Consider the following 19,488-nt stretch of genomic DNA (forward strand, 5'->3'; position numbering starts at 1 on the left):
ACGGGTGTGAGCACCTCGTCCGGCGCTGCACAAACAGAGAAAAAGTCTAGGGGGCAAACCCGTAGGCTCGCGGCGCCCGGCGGGGCGACCTACAAGCGGGGGCTCCCGGGACGGCGACCTGCAAGCGGGGGGCTCGTGGCGCCGGGTCCATGTGTAACGACCGGGGGGCCGGGGTCATTCCGGGGGTGGCCCATCCCGTGGCACCCAATGGGGGTGGGGTGCGCGGCGGAGTCTTCAACGATCGGGCCGGGGCCGGCATTCCAACCCGCTACCGGCGCTCCAGTCCCGGCGTGCGGGTGGCGGAGCCGGTGGTGCTGCGATCGTCAGGGTGTGTAACGACCCCGCCCCGGCCATCATTCCGGCCCGTCGGTGCGCCCGGTCACAGGCCAGACGGCCACGAACCGGACAAACCACGTAACAGCCCTGTTCCCCCGCGCGGCACACCCGACATCGGCCCCAGGCCATCCCGATCAGTCATGATCCACTCGACGTCACGGACATCGCGGTATCCGGGACGGGTTGACACCCCGACGTCACGGAAACCGAGTTGATGGTGCTGCCCCGGATGGCTGATGCCCTGCTCAGGGCCGGAAATTCGGTTGAATCTGGGCGTCCGCGCCGCCAGGCTGAAGTCTCCGCCACCCCACATCCGGAGGACTTCCATGCGCCTGCTCCGTGATCTGTGGGGCACCTCGGCACGTCGGATGACGGTCGTGGCCGTCCTGATCGTGCTCGGCGCCGCCGGCCAGGCGGGGGCTTCGGCGCTGGCCGGCGCGGTGCTGGTGCACCGGTCGGCGGGCTTCTTCGCCGTGCTGGCCGTGGCGCTGGTCGCGGTGGTGCTCAGCGACCTCGCGGTGAGCCTGCTGATGGCCGGTCTGACCGCGGACTGGTCCGCCGACGTACGCCGCCGGCTCTGCCAGGTCGCTCTCGGGCAGGACCTGCCGACCCTGGAGACCACCCCGGTGGGTGAGCTGCTCGACCGGATCGACGGGGACGTCTACCAGGTGGCGTCGGGGATCCGTAACCAGGGCACCCGGCTCGCCCAGGGCCTCTGCGTCGGCCTGCTGTCGATGATCGTCGCGTTGGCCGTGTGGTGGCCGGCCGGGGTCGCGATGCTGCTGCTCACCGTGCTGCTCGCCGCCGGCCTGCGCGGGCCCACGGCGCGGATCGCCCCGGCCCGGATGCGCGAGGAGGAGGCCTGGTCCGACCTGGCCGCCGTGATGGAGGAGGCGGTGCACGGCCAGGACGACGTACGCACCAGCCTGGCCCGGCCGTACGTGCTGCGGCTCTACGCCCGGCGGGCCGCAGCCGTGCTGTCCCGGGGCGGCCTGGTCTGGGTGTTGTCCGCCCGGGTGGCCGCGGCCGCCACCGCGACGATCCGGGCCGGCATCGGCGCGGTGGTGCTCGGCGGGGCGTGGGCGTTGACCACCGACCGGATCGACGCCGCCCGGCTCACCGCGATCTGGCTGCTCGCCCTGGCCTTCGGGGCCACTGCGGAACACGTCAGCCGGATGGTGCCGGAGATCCAGGAGGCGCTGGGCGCGTGGGCCCGGGTGCAGTTGCTGCACAAGGCCCGGCAGGAGCCCGTCGGCGGCGCCAGCCCGACCGAGGGTGACCTGCGCATCCGCGACCTGACCTTCGAATACGAGGTGAGCGGCCCCGAGGGTGGCCGGGGGGCCGCGCTGCGCGGGCTCAGCCTCACCTTCGCGCGCGGACGCTCGTACGCGCTCATCGGGCGGACGGGTTCGGGCAAGTCGACGTTGGCGAAGGTGCTCACCAGGGCCGTCGACGTGCCGTCAGGCGCGGTCTTCCTCGGCGGCACCGACCTGTGCGACCTCGACGTCGAGCAGTTGCGCCGCTGGGTGGCACTTGTGCCGCAGCGTACCGAGATCCTGGCCGGCACTCTCGCGGAGAACGTCGCGCTCTACGACCCGGAGCTGCTCGACGCCGCGGCGAGGGCACTCGACGAGCTGGGCCTGGCCGGCTGGATCGCCGAGTTGCCGGACGGGTTGGCGACCCGGCTGGGGGAGGGCGGGCACGTGCTCTCCGCAGGTCAGGAACAGTTGGTGGCGTTCGCCCGGATCCTGGTCCGTGACCCGCATGTGGTGATCCTCGACGAGGCCACCGCGCGTCTGGACCCGGTCACCGAGGCGCGGGTGCAGCGGGCCACCGAACGACTGCTGCGCGACCGGATCGGCATCGTCATCGCCCACCGGCTCTCCTCCGTGCGCCGCTGCGACGAGGTGGTGGTGCTGGCCGACGGCGCGGTGGTCGAGGCCGGTCCACTGGAAACGTCGACGCGTTTCGCCGAACTGCTGGCGACCAGCCACGCCGCCGCGTACGCCGCGGTGGCGCCGACCGTCCGTGCCGGCGGCACCGACCTGCTGGTCGGTCCCGGCCCCGCCGACGCCTGGCCGAGCGCGCCGCCGCCCGCGCGGGCCGAACCGGTCGCGCCGAACGAGCAGGTCACCGCCTGGCCAAGTGCGCCGGTGCCCACGCGGGCTGAGCCGAATGGGCAGGCCACCGGGGAGACATCGCCCGACAGCACGCAGGGCACGGTGACGCCGACGCGGGCCGACCCGCCGCCGCTGCCACCCGTGCCGCCGGCCCGGACGCTGCGGGAGATCGTCCGACTCTGTACAAACGATCCCCGGTACGGGCTTGCCGCGATCGGATTGTTCCTCGGGCTCAGCCTGCTGGGGCTGGACGGCCCGCTGCTGCCCTGGCTCTGGGCCGACCTGGTCGACGGGACGGGCAACGCGTACCTGCCGGCGGTCGGGATCGTGGCCGGACTGCTGATCACCCTGCCGCTGCCGTTTTACACGCACGTCTGGTTCCCGCACTGGTGGGTACGGCAGATGCTGCGGATCGGCCTGCGCCTGGTGCACGGCCAGACCGGGCCGCGCCGGGTCAGCTCGCACACCCCGGCGGAGGTCGTGGCGCAGGGCGGTGACACCGAGCGGGTGGTCCAGCTCGCCGACAACGTGCTGGACCAGTCCGTCGCGCTGGTCCTGGTGGTGGCCATGACGGCGGTCACCGGCAGCGTCGTACCGGGGCTGTTCTTCCTCGGCACGATGGTCGTCTCCGGGCTGGCCGCGACGCTGTTCGGGCCGAAACTCGAACGTGCGGCCCGGGCGACGGTGGCGGCGCGGGCCGCCTTCGCCACGGCGCTGGTCTCCGCGCTCTCCGCGGCGCGGACGGTGAAGCTCGCCGGCGCGACCACCGCGGTGCTGCGCCACCTGGCAAGCCTGGACGTGCTGCGCAGCGACCGGCAGCGGCGGGAGATCTCCGTGCAGGTGTGGGCGCGCTCCACGCCGTCGATGGCCAGCGGGCTGTTGCCGATCGGCGCGTGGGCGCTCTACCTGGGCGGCTCGCTCTCCGCCGGGGCGGTGCTGGTAGCCGTCTCCACGTTGGGCGCGGCACGCTGGTTCGCCTGGACCACCGCCTCGTTGATCTCCCAGCTACCGTCGGCGCGGGTCTGGACGCGGCGCACCGTGGCGATGGCCGGCGTGAGCGCGTACTCCGCGGGGGTTGCCGCGGTCGACCTGGCCGCCGGGACGGCGCCCGCGCCGACGCCCGCGCCGCGGCATCCGCTGCGCCGGCTGGAGCTGCGCGGTTTCGGGGTGGTGCACTCCGACGGCACGGTGGCCGTCCGCAACGTGGACCTGAGCGTGCGGCGGGGGCAGTTGGTGCTTGTCGTCGGGCCGGTGGGTTCGGGCAAGTCCTCGCTGCTGCGGGCGCTGGCCGGGATCGTGCACCACACCGGTGAGCTGGCCTGGAACGGCGACCCGGTCACCGAGCCGGAGCTGTTCCTGCGACCCAACCAGGTCGGCTACGTCGGTCAGCTGCCCCGGGTGCTGTCCGGCACTGTCGCCGACAACATCGCGCTCGGGCACCAGGTGGACGCCGCCGACGCGGTCAGCACCGCCCAGCTCGACCACGACCTGGCCGCCGCCGGCGGCGGGCTGGGTCTGCTCATCGGGCACAAGGGCACGAGGCTCTCCGGTGGGCAGTTGCAGCGGTTGGCGTTGGCTCGGGCGCTGGCGCCGCGTACCGAACTGTTGGTCGCCGACGACGTGTCGTCGGCGCTCGACGTCACCACCGAGCTGGCGTTGTGGCAGGCGTTGCGCGGACACGGGGTGACGGTGGTCGGCTCGACCGCGAAGCGCGCCGCGCTGGTCCGCGCCGACCACGTGGTGGTGCTGCTCGGTGGCACGGTGGCTGCCCAGGGCAGTTGGCAGGACCTGGAGGGCGACTGGTCGCACCTGGCGGGCTGACCCTCGGACGGCTGCCGGGACCGGCAGCCGTCCGACGGCGGGGATCAGGCGCGGGCGTACTGCGGCGGCCCGGAGTAGACGACGCCGAGCTTGGCGGCGGCCCGGCGCGGCCAGTACGGGTCGCGCAGCAGCTCCCGGCCCAGCAGCACCAGGTCGGCCTCGCCGTCCGCGATGATCTGCTCGGCGTGCTCGGGCTCGACGATCAGGCCCACCGCGCCGGTGGGCACGCTGGCCTCGCGGCGGATCTGGGCGGCCAGCGGCACCTGGTAGCCGGGGCCGAGCGGGATGCGCTGGTCCGTGCTGACGCCACCGGAGGAGGCGTCGACCAGGTCGACGCCGACGCCGGCCAGCTCACCGGCGAGCACCACGCTGTCCTCGATCGTCCAGCCGCCCTCGACCCAGTCGGTGGCCGAGATGCGGGTCAGCACCGGCACGTCCTCGCCCACCGCGGCGCGTACCGCGCGGGCCACCTCCAGGGTGAGTCGCATCCGGGCGGTCCGATCGCCGCCGTAGCCGTCGGTGCGCGTGTTGGTCAGCGGTGAGAGGAACTCGTTGAGCAGGTAACCGTGCGCGGCGTGGATCTCCACGGCGGCGAAGCCGGCGGCCAGCGCGCGTTCGGCTCCGGCCGCGAACGCCTCGACCACGCCGGCGATGCCGGCCTCGTCGAGGGCGGTCGGCGTCCGGTAGCCGGCGGTGAACGGCTCCGCGCCGGGGGCGGTGGGCGTCCAGCCGCCCTCGGCGTCCGGCACGCCACCGCGCTCCGGCGCCCACGGCCGGTAGGTGGAGGCCTTGAACCCGGCGTGCGCGAGCTGCACGGCCGGCACCGCGCCGTGGGCGGCCACGAACGCGGTCACCGGCCGCCACGCGTCGACGTGTGCGCCGGACCACAGCCCGGTGTCCTGCGGGCTGATCCGCCCCTCGGGGAGCACCGCGGTCGCCTCGGTCAGCACCAGCCCGGCGCCACCTACCGCGCGGCTGCCGAGGTGGATCAGGTGCCAGTCGGTGGGCAGACCGTCCGGACCGGCGGAGTACTGGCACATCGGCGCCATGGCGACCCGGTTGGGCAGGGTGACGGCACGCAGGGCCAGGGGAGTGAACAGGGAACTCATGGGGCCATCCTCTCCGAGACGGCGACAGGCCCCCCGGGGGAGGGCCTGTCGCCGTCGGTGTGCTCTGGTCAGGCGGGAACGGGAGTCAGCTCGGGCCGGGCCTGGGCGGCCGGCTCCGGGTCGATCAGGTCGCGACGACCGGCGGACTCGTACGCGACCCGGTCGAGGGTGCCCTCGCGGGCGGCGACGACTGTCGGCACCAGGGCCTGCCCGGCCACGTTGGTGGCGGTGCGGATCATGTCCAGGATCGGGTCGATGGCCAGCAGCAGACCGGCGCCCGCCAGCGGCAGGCCAAGCGTGCTGAGGGTCAGGGTGAGCATCACGATCGCGCCGGTCAGGCCGGCGGTGGCCGCCGAGCCGACCACCGAGACGAACGCGATGAGCAGGTAGTCGGTGACGCCGAGGTGCACGCCGAACACCTGGGCCACGAAGATCGCGGCGAGGGCCGGGTAGATGGCGGCGCAACCGTCCATCTTCGTGGTGGCGCCGAAGGGCACCGCGAACGAGGCGTACTCGCGGGGGACGCCGAGCCGCTCGACGGAGCGCTGCGTCACCGGCATGGTGCCGACCGAGGAGCGGGACACGAAGGCCAGCTCGATCGCCGGCCAGGCGCCGGCGAAGAAGCGCAGCGGGTTGAGGCGGCCGGCGAGGATCAGCACCAGCGGGTAGACCACGAACAGCACGATGGCGCAGCCGACGTAGACGGCGGTGGTGAACTTCGCGAGGGGGGCCAGCAGGTCCCAGCCGTACGAGGCGACGGCATTGCCGATCAGACCGAGGGTGCCGATCGGGGCGAGGCGGATGACCCACCAGAGCGCCTTCTGGACGATCTCCAGCAGGGAGCGGTTCAACGCGACGAACGGTTCGGCGGCGTCGCCGACCAGCAGGGCCGCGGCACCGACGACGAGGGCGAGGAAGACGATCTGCAGGACGTTGCCCTCGACGAACGCGCCGACCGGGTTGGTGGGCACGATGCCGGTGAGGAAGTCGGTCCACGAGCCGGTGTTCTTCGGCGGTGTCGCGCCACCCACGTCGAGGGACACGCCCTTGCCCGGGTTGGTGAGCAGGCCGATGCCGATGCCGATGCTCACCGCGATCAGCGCGGTGATGCCGAACCACATCAGGGTCTTGAGGGCGAGCCGGGCGGCGTTGGCCACGCCGCGCAGGCTGACGACGCTGACCACGATGGCGGTGAAGACCAGCGGCGGTACGGCCAGCTTGAGGAGCTGGATGAAGAGGCCACCGACGGTGTGCAGGGTGCTGGTCAGCCAGCTCAGGTCGTTGGCGCGGGCCAGGAAGCCCAGCGCGACGCCGAGCACGAGGCCGAGCAGGATCTGCACGGAGAAGGGAATCTTGCGCAGGCTGAAGGGCATGAGGAATCTATCCAATTGTCCGGGTCTGATCGGGGCAGGCGTGGAAGCGCAGCTAGCCCGGACAGATGCCGCTGGCCTGCAGTCGGAGGTCGACATACAGGCGGACGGTGAGGCCCCAGACATTTGTCATCGCTAGGCGAGAATACGCCGCTGGCCGGGTATCGCAAGGAGCGGTCGGCGTGAGGATCCTTACCAGGAGCGTGTCTGCCCGCGGTCCAGGGCCAGGGTGGTGGCGGTGGCGAGACCCCAGGCCACGAGCAGCACGAGGACCACCCGTTCCAGCACACCCACCACCGCGCCCCGGCCGACGACGAGCATGCACAGCCCGACCGTCGCGCAGAGTGGCAGGGCCAGCGCGGCGCTCCCACCGGCCAGGCGACGCACCGCCGTGCCGACCGACCCGGACACGGCGAGCGCGAGCATGGCGAAGACCACCGACGCGGTGGCCGCGATGCTCGCGCCGCCGTGCACCAGATCCGCGGTCGTGGCGCGCTCGAACGGCGGCAGTGGGCAGCCGGTGGAGCAGGTCACCGCCCCGGACACCGCCGCGAACACGGCGCCGGTGGCGAGCAGCGCCGGCGCCGCCACCCACACCCCGGCAGGCAGCGCGCCGCCGATCAACAGCAACGCGGCGGCCAGGGCGAGGATTCCGATCCGGTACGTCGCGGCGTGTCCACTGCCGGCGATGCCGGCCTCGCTGACGTACCCGGTGAGACCGGGACCGGGACTGGCGACCACGGCGACCGTCACCGCCACCGCGCCCGCGAGCGCGCAACCCGCCGCGGCGGAACCGGCGGCCCGGCGGGCGACGTCCGCGCCGGGCCTCGGCGCGGTCGTGGTGCCGGGACGACCCGGCTCAGCCACGCCCGTGTGGCGTGTGCCAACCGGACTCGTCCGGCCCGAGTGGCACGATGCCGCTCGGGTTGATCTGGTGGTGGGTGCCGTAGTAGTGCCGCTTGATGTGGTCGAAGTCCACCGTCTCGCCGAAGCCCGGGGTCTGGAAGAGATCCCGGGCGTACGCCCACAGGACCGGCATCTCGGTCAGCTTGGTGCGGTTGCACTTGAAGTGGCCGTGGTAGGCGGCGTCGAAGCGGACCAGCGTGGTGAACAGCCGCACATCGGCCTCGGTGATCGCGTCACCCATCAGGTAGCGCTGCCCGGCCAGCCGCTCGGACAGCGTGTCCAGCCGGGCGAAGAGCGCCCGGAACGCCTCGTCGTACGCCTCCTGGGAGGTGGCGAACCCGCACCGGTAGACGCCGTTGTTGACGTCCGCGTGGATCTCGGCCATCAGCGCGTCCAGCTCGGGGCGCAGCGCGACCGGATACAGATCCGGTGCGTCGGGCGCGTGCAGGGACCGCCACTCGCTGGAGAAGTCGAGGGTGAGCTGGGGGTAGTCGTTGGTGACCACCCGGCCGGTGAGCGTGTCGACGAGCGCCGGCACGGTCACCCGGCCGGTGTAGTCCGGGTCGGTGGCCAGGTACGCCTCGGAGAGGAAGCCAACGCCGAGGACCGGGTCGAAGCCGTCCGGGTCGAGGGCGAACGCCCAGCCCCGCTCGTCGCGGATCGGGTCGACGGTGCCCAGCGAGATCGCGTCGTCCAACCCGAGCAGGCCGCGCACGATCCTCGCCCGGTGCGCCCACGGGCAGGCCCGGCACCAGATCAACCGGTAGCGGCCGGCTTCCAGGGGCCAGCGGTCCTGCTCGTCCGGACCGCCGCCGGGTGGGGAGGTCGAGTCGGCGGTGACCCGCCCGGTGAAGCGGTTGGGCTGGCGGACGAACGCGCCGCCGCCACTGGTCTCTGCGCTGAACTGGGCCCGAGCCATGCCGTCAACCTATCCGTTGCCGGCGCGGATATCCTGGCGGCCGGCAGCCCCCGCGACCCGGTGGGCGTGCCCATCCCCGCCGTCTGCACCCCGAAGGACTCGCGATGACCGTGGCATACCTGGTGGCCGGTGTCCGTACCCCGATCGGCCGGTACGCGGGCGCGCTGGCCGCCGTCCGCCCCGACGACCTGGCCGCGCACGTGATCCGTGAACTGGTCGCCCGCCACCCGTCGGTGGACTGGGCGCGGGTGGACGACGTCGTGCTCGGCTGCGCCAACCAGGCCGGCGAGGACAACCGCAACGTGGCCCGGATGGCGGCGCTGCTGGCCGGCCTGCCCGAGGAGGTGCCGGGCAGCACTGTCAACCGGCTCTGCGGCTCGGGCCTGGACGCCCTCGCCATCGCCGCCCGGGCCGTCGTGTCCGGGGACGCGGAGCTGATGATCGCCGGCGGGGTGGAGAGCATGAGCCGGGCGCCGTTCGTCCTGCCGAAGGCGACGTCGGCGTACTCCCGCTCGGCCGAGGTGTACGACACCACACTGGGCTGGCGGCTGGTCAACCCGTTGATGCGCGACGGGTGGGGCGTCGACTCGATGCCGGAGACGGCGGAGAACGTGGCCGCCGAGTACGGCGTGAGCCGGGCCGAGCAGGACGCCTTCGCGTACCGCTCCCAGCAGCGCGCCGCCAAGGCGCAGGCCGACGGCCGGTTCGCCGAGGAGATCGTGGCGGTGTCGGTGCCGGCCGGTCGGCGCGAGACCCGGCTGGTCGAGGTCGACGAGCACCCCCGGGAGACCACGCTGGAGAAGCTGGCCGCGCTGCCCACCCCGTTCCGCGACGGCGGCACGGTCACCGCCGGCAACTCCTCGGGCGTCAACGACGGCGCGGTCGCGCTGCTGGTGGCCAGCGAGGCGGCGGTGCACCGGTACGGCCTCACCCCGCTGGCCCGCATCGGCGGTGCGGCGGTGGCCGGCGTGCCGCCCCGGATCATGGGGATCGGCCCGGTGCCGGCCACCCGCAAGCTGCTCGACCGGGTGGGTGTCGAGGTGGGCGCGGTGGACGTGGTGGAGCTGAACGAGGCGTTCGCCGCGCAGTCCGTGGCGGTGTTGCGGGAGCTGGGCCTGCCCGTGGACGCCGAGCACGTCAACCCGAACGGCGGGGCCATCGCGCTGGGGCACCCGCTCGGCGCAAGCGGCGCGCGGCTGGCGCTGACGGCCGCCCTGGAGCTGCGCCGTCGCGGCGGCCGCCGGGCGTTGGCCACCATGTGCATCGGCGTCGGTCAAGGCATCTCGCTGATCCTGGAGTCAGCCGCCTAGAGTGGTCCACACCACACGACCCGCGGGTCGGCCGGTGCTCGCGCACGCCGTCGACGCCGGTGCCGTCCCGCGCCGCGGCGATGAACTGGGGAGCACGCTGATGCCGGACGGACTGCCGACCGAGATCGATCTGACCAGGCCGAGCGCGGCCCGGGTGTACGACTATTTCCTGGGCGGGGCGCACAACTTCGAGATCGACAGGCAACTGGCCGAGCAGATCGCCAGCATGACCCCGAACCTCGCCGCCACCATGCGTTCCGGCCGGGAGTTCCTGCGGCGGGCCGTCCGGGTGCTCCTCGACGCCGGCATCGACCAGTTCCTCGACATCGGCTCCGGAATACCGACTGTCGGCAACGTGCACGAGGTGGCCCAGGCGGTCAACCCGAAGGCCCGCGTGGTCTATGTCGACATCGACCCGGTGGCGGTCGCGCACAGCCGGGAGCTGCTCGCCGGCAACGAGTTGACAGGTGTCATCCACGCCGACCTGCGCGAGCCGGAGCGGATCCTCGCCGAGACCCGGCAGCTCGGGCTCATCGACTTCAGCCGGCCGATGGGCATCCTGCTGGCCGGGGTGGTGCACTTCATCCCGGACCGCGACCGGCCTGAGGAGATCCTGACCACCCTGCGGGCCGTCGCCGCGCCGGGCAGCTTCCTGGTCGTCTCGCACTCCACCTTCGAGGACCAGCCACAGGAGATGCTGGACGCCCAGCGGCTCTCCGCACGGACCGACACCGAGATCACCCTGCGCTCCCGTGCGCAGGTCAGCGACTTCTTCGGCGACTGGAAGGTCCTCGAACCGGGCGTGGTGCACATGCCGCTCTGGCGTCCGGACTCACCGTCGGACGTGGACGAGCACCCGGAGCGGTTCGGCGCCTTCGGTGGTGTCGCCCGGTACGACCAGCCCGCCGGCTGATCGACATGACCGCCGTCCCGGACTCCGTCGGCCGGGCCGATGCCCAGGGGTACGCCGCTGACTGGGCCCGCGCGATCCGCCGCCTCGGTTTCGTGCCGCTCAGCGTGACCGAGACCGAGCGGCTGCTGCTGGCGCACACGAACCGGTTGGCGCAGGCGGTGCGGGCGGAACCGTTCCGTGTCGAACCGGCGGAGGAGGTTGGTCGGGCGCTTGTCGAGGCGCACCTCACCGCGCCGCAGGCCCTGGACTGGACGCTGCGCGCCCTCGGTACGGACTTCCCGGGCCGGGTGCTCTCCAGCGTCGATGAGCCGGCGGACCTGACCGAGCGGATCGCGGCGCTGCAGGGCGGGCTGGCCGCCGGGTTCGCCCGCGCGCTGCGCGACCGCACGTTCAGCCAGCAGGAGCAGATCGCCAGGTCCGCCTGGCAGGCACGGGACCGGGTCGAGCAGGCACTGCGCGACAGCGAGGCCCGCTTCCGGGCGGTCTTCACCGGCGCCGCGATCGGCATCGGCATCGCCGGTGTGGACGGCCAGATCATCGACGTCAACCAGGCGTTCGCCGACATGCTCGGCTACTCGATCGAGGAGTTGCGCGGCAGCAACGTGGCGGCGCTGTTCCACGCCGACGACGCCGCCGGGATGTGGGAGCTCTACCAGGAGCTGATCGACGGCAAGCAGGACGCCGCCCGGGTGGAGAAGCGCTACCACCGCAAGGACGGCAGCGTCGTCTGGACGGATCTGGCCGTCTCGCTGATCCGGCACGGCGACGGGCGACCCCGGTTCACCGTCGCGATGATCGAGGACATCACCGAGCGGTACGAACTCCAGCAGCGGCTGCGCTTCCAGGCGCTGCACGACCCGCTGACCGGGCTGCCCAACCGGACGTTGTTCTTCGAGACGCTGGGCCGGGTCCTCGACGGCGCGGGCGCCGGGCAGCGGGTCGGGGTGTGCTTCCTCGACCTGGACGGCTTCAAGGCGATCAACGACAGCCTCGGCCACGACCTCGGCGACCGGCTGCTGGTGATGATCGGCCGCAGGCTGGCCGCGTGCGTGGCCGACCACGGCCACCTGGTCGCCCGGATGGGTGGCGACGAGTTCGTGATCCTGGTCGACGGCGGGGACGACATCGACGACGCGGTGGCCGTCGCGGAGTCCGCGTTGGCCGCCGTCGCGGCCCCGGTGCACGTCGGCGACCACCAGTTGGCCGTGACAGCCAGCGTGGGCATCGTGCAGTGCCCGGCGGCGGAGACCACCCCGTCCGAGCTGATGAAGGCGGCGGACACCACGCTCTACTGGGCCAAGGGGGCGGGCCGGGGCCGCTGGGCGGTCTACGACCCGGAGCGCAGCGCCCGGGACATCGCCCGGTCGGCACTTGTCGCCGGGCTGCCGGCCGCCCTGGACCGGGGCGAGTTCGTGCTGCACTACCAGCCGATCGTGTCGCTGCTGGAGGGCACCATGCTCGCGGTGGAGGCGTTGGTCCGGTGGGAGCACCCGGAGTTGGGCCTGCTCGGGCCGGACGGGTTCATCGGCCTGGCCGAGGAGACCGGCCTGATCGTCCGGCTCGGCGAGTGGGTGCTGCGGCGGGCCTGCCACGACGCCGAGCGGTGGCGGCGGGAGTTCCCCGACGCCCGGCTGGTGGTCAGCGTCAACCTGGCGGCGCGGCAGGCCGACGACCCGGCGATCGTGGACACGGTGGCCGACGTGCTGCACACCAGCGGCCTGCCCGCCGACCTGCTCCAGTTGGAGCTGACCGAGAGCGCCGTGATGGGCAGCGCCGGTGAGCCGCTGCGCAGCCTGCATCGGCTCGCCGCGCTCGGCGTCCGGCTGGCCGTGGACGACTTCGGCACCGGTTACTCGAACCTCGCGTACCTGCGGCGGTTGCCGATCCACTCGCTGAAGCTCGCCGGCCCGTTCGTGGAGGGGATCCGCGCCGACGGGACCGACGTCGCGGCCGACCACCGCGACGAACGGATCGTCGACGCGTTGGTCCGGTTGGCGCACGCCCTGGAGCTGTGGGTCACCGCCGAGGCGGTCGAGACCGGCGTGCAGGCCGAACGGCTGCGGGCGCTACGGTGCGACACCGGGCAGGGCCGGTACTTCGGCGCCCCGGTCCCGGCCGACGCGATCACCGCGCGGCTGCGGGGCGGGGCGGCGTGAGCGGGGAACGGGTTGCCGGCGGCCGCCACGGGCGCGCCACGGTGGACCGCCCGCAGGACGGCGTGCGCGCGAGGGGCCCCCGTGGTCCGGGTGGCTCGGTTGGCGGCGATGGAGGGTGACGGCGTGGACCTGACGGATTCGCAGACGGCGGTGACTGTGGTGGCCGGGCTGGCCATCCTGGCCGGGCTGGCCGGCGTGGTGGTGCCGGGTCTGCCGGCGTTGCCGCTGTGCTGGGGCGGTGTGCTGGTCTGGGCGATCTTCGGCGGCGCCGGGGTGGGTGGTTGGGCGGTGTTCGCAGCCGCCACTGTCGTCGCGGCGGGCGGCACCGTGATCAAGTACGCGTGGCCGGGCCGCAACCTGAAGAACACCGGCGTGCCGATGTCCACCCTGCTCGCCGGTGGGGTGCTCGGCATCATCGGGTTCTTCGTGGTGCCGGTCGTCGGGCTGGTGCTCGGCTTCGTCGCCGGGGTGTGGGCCGCGGAGCGGCTACGGCTGGGCAGCAACCGGCTCGCCTGGCCGTCCACCGTGCAGGCCATCAAGGCGGTCGGCCTGTCGATGCTCGTGGAGTTCCTGGCCGGTCTGACCGTCGCGGCCCTCTGGGTGACCGGCCTCCTCCTGACCTGACCACGGACACGGCGAGGCCGAGCCCGCCCTCCTGCGCGATCTTGCACTTTCTGTCCCGACAGTTGTGGCATGACTGCCCAAATCGACGACAGGAACTGCAAGATCGATGGGGGTGGAGTGGGCGCGGGGCACGTGTCGGGTACGGCGATGAGCCGTACGTGAGAGAGAGGCGTGCCCCGCGCCGCCATCCGGGCGGTCCGAGTGCCCGGGGAGCGGCCCCTGGATCGGGCCTGGTCACGAGGTCAAGGATGCGGGTCGGAGCGGCCGGACGGCAACGCAATTAGCTCTCCGGCGGTGAGTTTCCCACCCGCGACGTATTGACCGTCTTGATCAGCCGGGATGACACTTTGCGCACTCGCACGCGGAACCACCTCAGGGAGGTGTGCAGTGGCCACGACGCCCGTGCCGACCGCCGAGCAACCGATGGACGACGACGCCCGACGGCTCGCCGAACTCGGCTACAAACAGGAGTTGCGCCGCAAGTGGAGCGGCTTCTCCAACTTCGCCATCTCGTTCTCGATCATCTCGATCCTGGCCGGCTGCTTCACCACCTTCGGTCAGGCGTGGAACAACGGCGGGCCGGTCGCCATCTCCTGGGGTTGGCCGCTGATCTCGCTGTTCATCCTGATCATCGGCTTCTGCATGGCGGAGCTGGTGTCGGCGTACCCGACCGCGGGCGGGATCTACTGGTGGGCGGCCACCATGGGTCGCCCGGTGCACGGCTGGTTCACCGGCTGGTTGAACCTGATCGGTCTGGTGGCGGTCACCGCCTCGGTCGACTACGGCTGCGCGACGTTTCTCAACCTCACCCTGTCGGCGCTCTTCGACGGCTGGGCCGGGACGCTGCGGCAGGCGTTCGTGCTCTTCGTGATCATCCTGATCCTGCACGGCCTGATCAACATCTTCGGGCACCGGATCATCGACGTACTCCAGAACGTCTCGGTCTGGTGGCACGTGGCCGGCGCGGCCGTCGTGGTGGCCATCCTGGTCCTCGTGCCCGACAACCATCAGAGCTTCCAGTTCGTGTTCACCGAGCGGTTCAACAACTCCGGCTTCGGTGACGGGGACATCGGCGGACTGACGTTCTGGTTCTACGTGCTGCCGCTGGGCTTCCTGCTGACCCAGTACACGATCACCGGCTTCGACGCCTGCGCGCACGTCTCCGAGGAGACCCGGGGCGCGTCGCAGGCCGCCGCGCGGGGGCTCTGGCAGTCGATCTTCTATTCGGCGGTCGGTGGTTGGATCCTGCTGCTGGCGTTCCTCTTCGCGGCCACCGACGTCGAGGCGGTCAACGCGGCGGGCGGGTTCTCCGGCGCCATCTTCGAGTCGGCGCTGACCCCGGTCTTCTTCAAGATCGTCATCATCATCTCCACCATCGGGCAGTTCTTCTGGGGCATGAGCTGCGTGACGTCGATGAGCCGCATGGCGTACGCGTTCAGCCGGGACCGGGCGGTGCCGGGCTGGCGGCTCTGGTCGACCGTCGACCGAAACGGCACCCCGGTCAACGCGATCATCGGCGCCACGGTGGCCGGCCTGGTGCTGACCCTGCCGGCGCTCTACGAAAGCTCGGCCGGCATCCCGATCGCCTTCTACGCGGTGGTCTCCGTGGCGGTGCTCGGGCTGTACCTGTCCTTCCTCATCCCGATCGCGCTGCGGCTGCGGATGGGCGACCGGTTCGTGCCCGGCCCGTGGACGCTGGGGCGGAAGTACAAGCTGCTGGGCTGGATCGCGGTGATCGAGATCGCGGTCATCGCCGTCTACTTCGTGCTGCCGATCGTGCCCGCCGGGGTGCCCGGCAACGACGGCTTCACCTGGTCGGCCGTGAACTACGCGCCACTCGCCGTCGGCGGGGTGTTGCTGGTGGTCGCCGTCTGGTGGTACGCCTCGGCCCGGAAGTGGTTCGCCGGCCCGGTCCGCACCGTCGAGAGTTCAAGGATGGACGAAAGCCATGATCAGCAATGAGACCACCGCCGTGCTCGAAGCGCCGGACCGGCTGTTTCAGGTCACTCAGGTGAGTCGGAGCCATACCCGGTTGTGGTTGCAGGCCGACGCCAATTCGACACACGAGCACCGGCTCGAGGTCCTGTTCCAGCACGTGAAGTATCTCTGCGCACCCTTCGTGCTGCGCGGCTTGTCACTGCGCAGGGCGGATCCGGAGCAGACGCGCCGTCTGACGGAGTTGCACGGACTGGTCATCGAACCCGGTTCGGACATGTATCTCTTGTCCCGCAGCCACGACTGGTTCGTGGTCTCGTCGCACCCGCTCTGGGCCGAGGCGAAGCTGCGTTATCTTGACGAGCCGGTGTTCTGGTCGCACACCGGTAATGAGGACGTCGTGACCTCAATGGGGACCGTGAAGTGACGTGAAAGTGGGGCCGGGGTCCGCGGGACGGACTCCGATCCGACCGGCGGGCGGTGGCTGCCGCTCGTCGGTCGCGAACCGGAGGATGCGGTCGTCCTGCGGCCCCGGGGTGCCATTGCCGTCGCGGTTGCTGGTGGCCACCCAGAGGGAGCCGTCCGGAGCCACCTCGACGGCACGGAGCCGGCCGTAGGCGCCCACCAGTTCGGCGGACGGTGTGCCGACAGTCCCGGCGGGGCTGATCGGAACGGCCCACAGTCGGGTTCCCCGCAGCGCGGCGACGAACAGGGTGCCATTGGCGAAGGCGGCACCGCTCGGCGACGCCTGTGCCGGGGGCCAGACGACCACCGGGGCACGGAACCGGGGATCGCTGCTCGGGCCCTCCACGACCGGCCAGCCGTAGTTGCCGCCTGGGACGATGCGGTTCACCTCGTCCCACGTGGACTGGCCGAACTCGGTGGCGAACAGTCGGCCCTGCGCGTCCCAGGCCAGACCCTGCACGTTGCGGTGGCCGTAGCTGAACACCGGAGAGCCGGGCAGCGGGTTGCCCGCCGGGACGCCGCCGATCGGCCGGATCCGCAGGATCTTGCCATTGCGGCTGGACAGGTTTGCATGACAACTCCTCGCGCGGTTTGCCGCCGACCATGCCGGGGGCATTGACGGTGATCCGGTTTGCCAGTAGACCTTGGTGATGGAGGCCCGCTCATGAGCAGAACGCCGTTGACGTTGGAAGAGTTGCGGGTCGCCGTCGACGCCGGCGAGATCGACACCGTGGTGCTGGCCCTTGTCGACATGCAGGGGCGGTTGCAGGGCAAACGGTTCCACGCGCCGTTCTTCCTCGACCAGGTGGTGGCCAACGGCAGCGAGGGCTGCAACTACCTGCTCGCCGTCGACGTCGACATGAACACCGTCGACGGCTATGCGATGTCGAGCTGGGAACGCGGCTACGGTGACTTCGCGATGGTGCCGGACTTCGCCACGTTGCGCCGGATGCCCTGGCAGCCGGGCTCCGCGTTGCTGCTGGCCGATCTGACCTGGCTCGACGGCTCCGGCGACGTGGTTGCCTCGCCCCGGCAGATCCTGCGTCGGCAACTGGACCGGCTGGCCGAGCACGGGCTGACCGCGTACGCCGGCACCGAGCTGGAGTTCGTGCTGTTCCGTGACTCGTACGAGGATGCCTGGCGGCGCGGCTACCGCGACCTCACCCCGGCCAACCAGTACAACGTGGACTACTCGCTGCTCGGCACCGCCCGGGTGGAGCCGCTGCTGCGCCGGATCCGCACCGAGATGGCCGGCGCCGGGCTCACGCCGGAGAGCGCCAAGGGCGAGTGCAACCTCGGGCAGCACGAGATCGCCTTCCGCTACGACGAGGCGGTCGCCTGCGCCGACCACCATGTCATCTACAAGAACGGGGCCAAGGAGATCGCCGCCCAGGAGGGGATGGCGATCACCTTCATGGCCAAGCCGAACGAGCGGGAGGGCAACTCCTGCCACATTCACTTCTCGTTGCGCGACAGCAACGATGAGTCGGCGATGCTCGGCGACGGGCCGGCGCACCTGTCGGCGACCGGGCAGCGGGTGCTCGCCGGGCTGCTCGCCACCATGCGGGAGTTCAGCCTGCTGTTCGCCCCCAACATCAACTCCTACAAGCGCTACCAACCCGGCTCGTTCGCCCCGACGGCGCTGCGCTGGGGCGTGGACAACCGCACCTGCGCGCTGCGGGTCGTCGGACACGGGCAGGGCATGCGGGTGGAGAACCGGGTGCCCGGCGCCGACGTCAACCCGTACCTGGCGATCGCCGGGCTGGTGGCAGGCGCGCTGCACGGCATCGACGGCGAGCTGGAGCTGGGCGCGGAGTGCACCGGCAACGCGTACGACGACCCGGAGGCCGAGCGTGTCCCCGGCACTTTGCGCGACGCCCTGACCCTCTGGGAGAACTCCGCGGTGGCCCAGGAGGCGTTCGGCCCCGAGGTGGTGGCCCACTACGCCAACCAGGCACGGGTCGAGCTGGCCGCCTTCGACGCGGCGGTAACGGACTGGGAGCTAACCCGTGGCTTCGAACGCCTCTAACCCACCCCGCCCCTGCCGCCGCGATCTTGCACTTTGTGTCGCCGTTCTGTGGTGAATCGTCGCTGATGTCGGGGCAGTAAGTGCAAGATCGCGTGGAGGAAGGGGTGGGTTGGGGCATGAGTGTTGTCGTGGATCCGGCGAGCGGGGTTGGGTTCCGGGAGGTTTCTTCGGCGTCGGTGGAGGAGGTGGACGGGGCGATCTCTCGGGCCGCCTCGGCCTTCGTGACCTGGCGTCAGGTGGGCGCGGGGGATCGGGCACGGTTGCTGCGGCGGTTCGCCGCCGTGGTCGACGCGCACCTGGACGAGTTGGCCGCGCTGGAGGTGCGCAACTCCGGGCACACCATCGGCAACGCCAGGTGGGAGGCCGGCAACGTCCGCGACGTCCTGGACTACTACGCCGGGGCGCCCGAGCGGCTGACCGGGCGGCAGATCCCGGTGCCGGGCGGGTTGGACGTCACCTTCCACGAGCCACTCGGCGTGGTCGGCGTGATCGTGCCGTGGAACTTTCCGATGCCGATCGCCGCCTGGGGGTTCGTCCCGGCCCTCGCCGCCGGCAACACAGTGGTGCTCAAGCCCGCCGAGTTGACCCCGCTCACCGCGCTGCGGCTGGCCGAGCTGGCCCGCGAGGCGGGCCTGCCCGACGACGTGTTCACCGTCGTACCCGGTGCGGGTGCGGTGGTGGGGGAGCGCTTCGTCAGCCACCCGGCGGTCCGCAAGATCTGCTTCACCGGCTCCACCGAGGTCGGCACCCGGATCATGGCCGGCTGCGCGGCCCAGGTGAAGCGGCTCACCCTGGAACTGGGCGGCAAGAGCGCGAACATCGTGTTCGCCGACGCCGACCTGGAACGCGCTGCCGCGACCGCGCCGGGCGCGGTCTTCGACAACGCCGGCCAGGACTGCTGCGCCCGGTCGCGGATCCTGGTCCAGCGTTCGGTGTACGACAGGTTCCTGGAACTGCTCGAACCGGCGGTACGCGCCTTCCGGGTGGAGGACCCGTCCCGGGAGAGCGCCGAGATGGGTCCGCTGATCTCCGCGGCCCAGCGGGACCGGGTCGCCGGCTACCTGGCCGACGCGCGGGTCGCCTTCACCGGCTCCTGCCCCGACGGCCCCGGCTTCTGGCACGCGCCCACGGTGCTGCTCGCCGACTCGCCGGCCGACCGGCACTGGCGGGAGGAGATCTTCGGCCCGGTGGTCTCGGTGCTGCCGTTCGACGACGAGGCCGACGCGGTCCGGCTCGCCAACGACACCGAGTACGGGCTCTCCGGCTCCATCTGGACCCGGGACGTGGGTCGGGCACTCCGCCTGGCCCGTGCCGTCGACTCCGGCAACCTCAGCGTCAACTCGCACTCCTCGGTGCGCTACTGGACCCCGTTCGGCGGGATGAAGCGTTCCGGGCTCGGCCGTGAGCTGGGCCCGGACGCGCTGCACTCCTTCACCGACGTCAAGAACGTGTTCATCGCGACAGAGGAGTGACGC

Annotated in this window: 13 protein-coding genes and 1 pseudogene; 9 read left to right on the plus strand and 5 right to left on the minus strand. The window is 71.9% G+C overall.

Going from position 1 to position 19,488, the window contains the following annotated elements; genetic code table 11:
• The first annotated feature begins 662 nt into the window (after window positions 1–662).
• Window positions 663–4,277, plus strand: coding sequence for an ATP-binding cassette domain-containing protein (locus tag ACLQ29_RS17435; protein ID WP_425772588.1), 3,615 nt, complete (start codon window positions 663–665; stop codon window positions 4,275–4,277).
• Window positions 4,278–4,321: 44 nt separating this feature from the next.
• Here the strand turns inward: ACLQ29_RS17435 and ACLQ29_RS17440 are convergent, their stop codons facing one another.
• From ACLQ29_RS17440 to ACLQ29_RS17455, 4 genes are all read right to left on the minus strand, one after another.
• Window positions 4,322–5,386, minus strand: a complete 1,065-nt coding sequence (locus ACLQ29_RS17440) for an NADH:flavin oxidoreductase/NADH oxidase (RefSeq protein WP_425772589.1) — start codon at window positions 5,384–5,386, stop codon at window positions 4,322–4,324.
• Window positions 5,387–5,454: 68 nt separating this feature from the next.
• Window positions 5,455–6,747 carry a dicarboxylate/amino acid:cation symporter gene (locus ACLQ29_RS17445; protein ID WP_425772857.1) on the minus strand — a complete coding sequence of 431 codons (1,293 nt, stop codon included), beginning with the start codon at window positions 6,745–6,747 and terminating at the stop codon, window positions 5,455–5,457.
• A gap of 201 nt (window positions 6,748–6,948) precedes the next feature.
• On the minus strand, window positions 6,949–7,623 hold the full coding sequence (locus tag ACLQ29_RS17450) for a DUF998 domain-containing protein (RefSeq protein WP_425772590.1): 675 nt from the start codon (window positions 7,621–7,623) through the stop codon (window positions 6,949–6,951).
• On the minus strand, window positions 7,616–8,581 hold the full coding sequence (locus tag ACLQ29_RS17455; RefSeq protein ID WP_425772591.1) for a glutathione S-transferase family protein: 966 nt from the start codon (window positions 8,579–8,581) through the stop codon (window positions 7,616–7,618). The genes ACLQ29_RS17450 and ACLQ29_RS17455 overlap by 8 nt, the downstream gene beginning before the upstream one ends.
• Window positions 8,582–8,685: 104 nt before the next feature.
• On the opposite strand from ACLQ29_RS17455, the gene pcaF reads away from it, so the two are divergent.
• From pcaF to ACLQ29_RS17485, 6 genes are all read left to right on the plus strand, one after another.
• Entirely contained in the window at window positions 8,686–9,891 is a 1,206-nt protein-coding gene (gene pcaF / locus ACLQ29_RS17460; RefSeq protein ID WP_425772592.1) for a 3-oxoadipyl-CoA thiolase, read from the plus strand.
• Between the two features lie 100 nt (window positions 9,892–9,991).
• Window positions 9,992–10,804 carry an SAM-dependent methyltransferase gene (locus tag ACLQ29_RS17465; protein ID WP_425772593.1) on the plus strand — a complete coding sequence of 271 codons (813 nt, stop codon included), beginning with the start codon at window positions 9,992–9,994 and terminating at the stop codon, window positions 10,802–10,804.
• Window positions 10,805–10,809: 5 nt separating this feature from the next.
• A complete protein-coding gene (locus ACLQ29_RS17470) occupies window positions 10,810–12,960 on the plus strand; it encodes a putative bifunctional diguanylate cyclase/phosphodiesterase (protein ID WP_425772594.1) in 2,151 nt (716 codons plus the stop codon).
• Between the two features lie 123 nt (window positions 12,961–13,083).
• Window positions 13,084–13,584, plus strand: coding sequence for a DUF456 domain-containing protein (locus tag ACLQ29_RS17475; RefSeq protein ID WP_425772595.1), 501 nt, complete (start codon window positions 13,084–13,086; stop codon window positions 13,582–13,584).
• A gap of 387 nt (window positions 13,585–13,971) precedes the next feature.
• Complete coding sequence (locus ACLQ29_RS17480; protein ID WP_425772596.1) at window positions 13,972–15,546, plus strand: amino acid permease; 1,575 nt, start codon at window positions 13,972–13,974, stop codon at window positions 15,544–15,546.
• Window positions 15,533–15,946, plus strand: a complete 414-nt coding sequence (locus ACLQ29_RS17485; RefSeq protein ID WP_425772597.1) for a hypothetical protein — start codon at window positions 15,533–15,535, stop codon at window positions 15,944–15,946. The genes ACLQ29_RS17480 and ACLQ29_RS17485 overlap by 14 nt, the downstream gene beginning before the upstream one ends.
• On the opposite strand, the pseudogene ACLQ29_RS17490 reads toward ACLQ29_RS17485, so the two are convergent.
• A pseudogene (locus ACLQ29_RS17490) lies at window positions 15,926–16,552 on the minus strand (PQQ-dependent sugar dehydrogenase); the annotation flags it as partial. The gene ACLQ29_RS17485 and the pseudogene ACLQ29_RS17490 sit on opposite strands and share 21 nt — an antisense overlap.
• A gap of 96 nt (window positions 16,553–16,648) precedes the next feature.
• Between ACLQ29_RS17490 and ACLQ29_RS17495 the strand changes: the two are divergent.
• Window positions 16,649–18,013, plus strand: coding sequence for a glutamine synthetase family protein (locus ACLQ29_RS17495; RefSeq protein WP_425772598.1), 1,365 nt, complete (start codon window positions 16,649–16,651; stop codon window positions 18,011–18,013).
• 116 nt (window positions 18,014–18,129) lie between these two features.
• Entirely contained in the window at window positions 18,130–19,485 is a 1,356-nt protein-coding gene (locus tag ACLQ29_RS17500) for an aldehyde dehydrogenase family protein (RefSeq protein WP_425772599.1), read from the plus strand.
• Window positions 19,486–19,488 lie beyond the last annotated feature (3 nt).

The sequence above is a fragment of the Micromonospora sp. DT228 genome (genome assembly GCF_049841595.1).
In the GTDB taxonomy this organism is placed as follows: Bacteria; Actinomycetota; Actinomycetes; order Mycobacteriales; family Micromonosporaceae; genus Micromonospora.

Excerpts from the sequence above, each read along its gene's own strand:
- ACLQ29_RS17435 (WP_425772588.1), top strand. The coding sequence starts at position 663 with ATGCGCCTGCTCCGTGATCTGTGGGGCACCTCGGCACGTCGGATGACG.
- ACLQ29_RS17440 (WP_425772589.1), bottom strand. The coding sequence starts at position 5,386 with ATGAGTTCCCTGTTCACTCCCCTGGCCCTGCGTGCCGTCACCCTGCCC.
- ACLQ29_RS17495 (WP_425772598.1), top strand. The coding sequence starts at position 16,649 with ATGAGCAGAACGCCGTTGACGTTGGAAGAGTTGCGGGTCGCCGTCGAC.
- ACLQ29_RS17500 (WP_425772599.1), top strand. The coding sequence starts at position 18,130 with ATGAGTGTTGTCGTGGATCCGGCGAGCGGGGTTGGGTTCCGGGAGGTT.
- ACLQ29_RS17455 (WP_425772591.1), bottom strand. The coding sequence starts at position 8,581 with ATGGCTCGGGCCCAGTTCAGCGCAGAGACCAGTGGCGGCGGCGCGTTC.
- ACLQ29_RS17485 (WP_425772597.1), top strand. The coding sequence starts at position 15,533 with ATGATCAGCAATGAGACCACCGCCGTGCTCGAAGCGCCGGACCGGCTG.
- pcaF (WP_425772592.1), top strand. The coding sequence starts at position 8,686 with ATGACCGTGGCATACCTGGTGGCCGGTGTCCGTACCCCGATCGGCCGG.
- ACLQ29_RS17470 (WP_425772594.1), top strand. The coding sequence starts at position 10,810 with ATGACCGCCGTCCCGGACTCCGTCGGCCGGGCCGATGCCCAGGGGTAC.
- ACLQ29_RS17465 (WP_425772593.1), top strand. The coding sequence starts at position 9,992 with ATGCCGGACGGACTGCCGACCGAGATCGATCTGACCAGGCCGAGCGCG.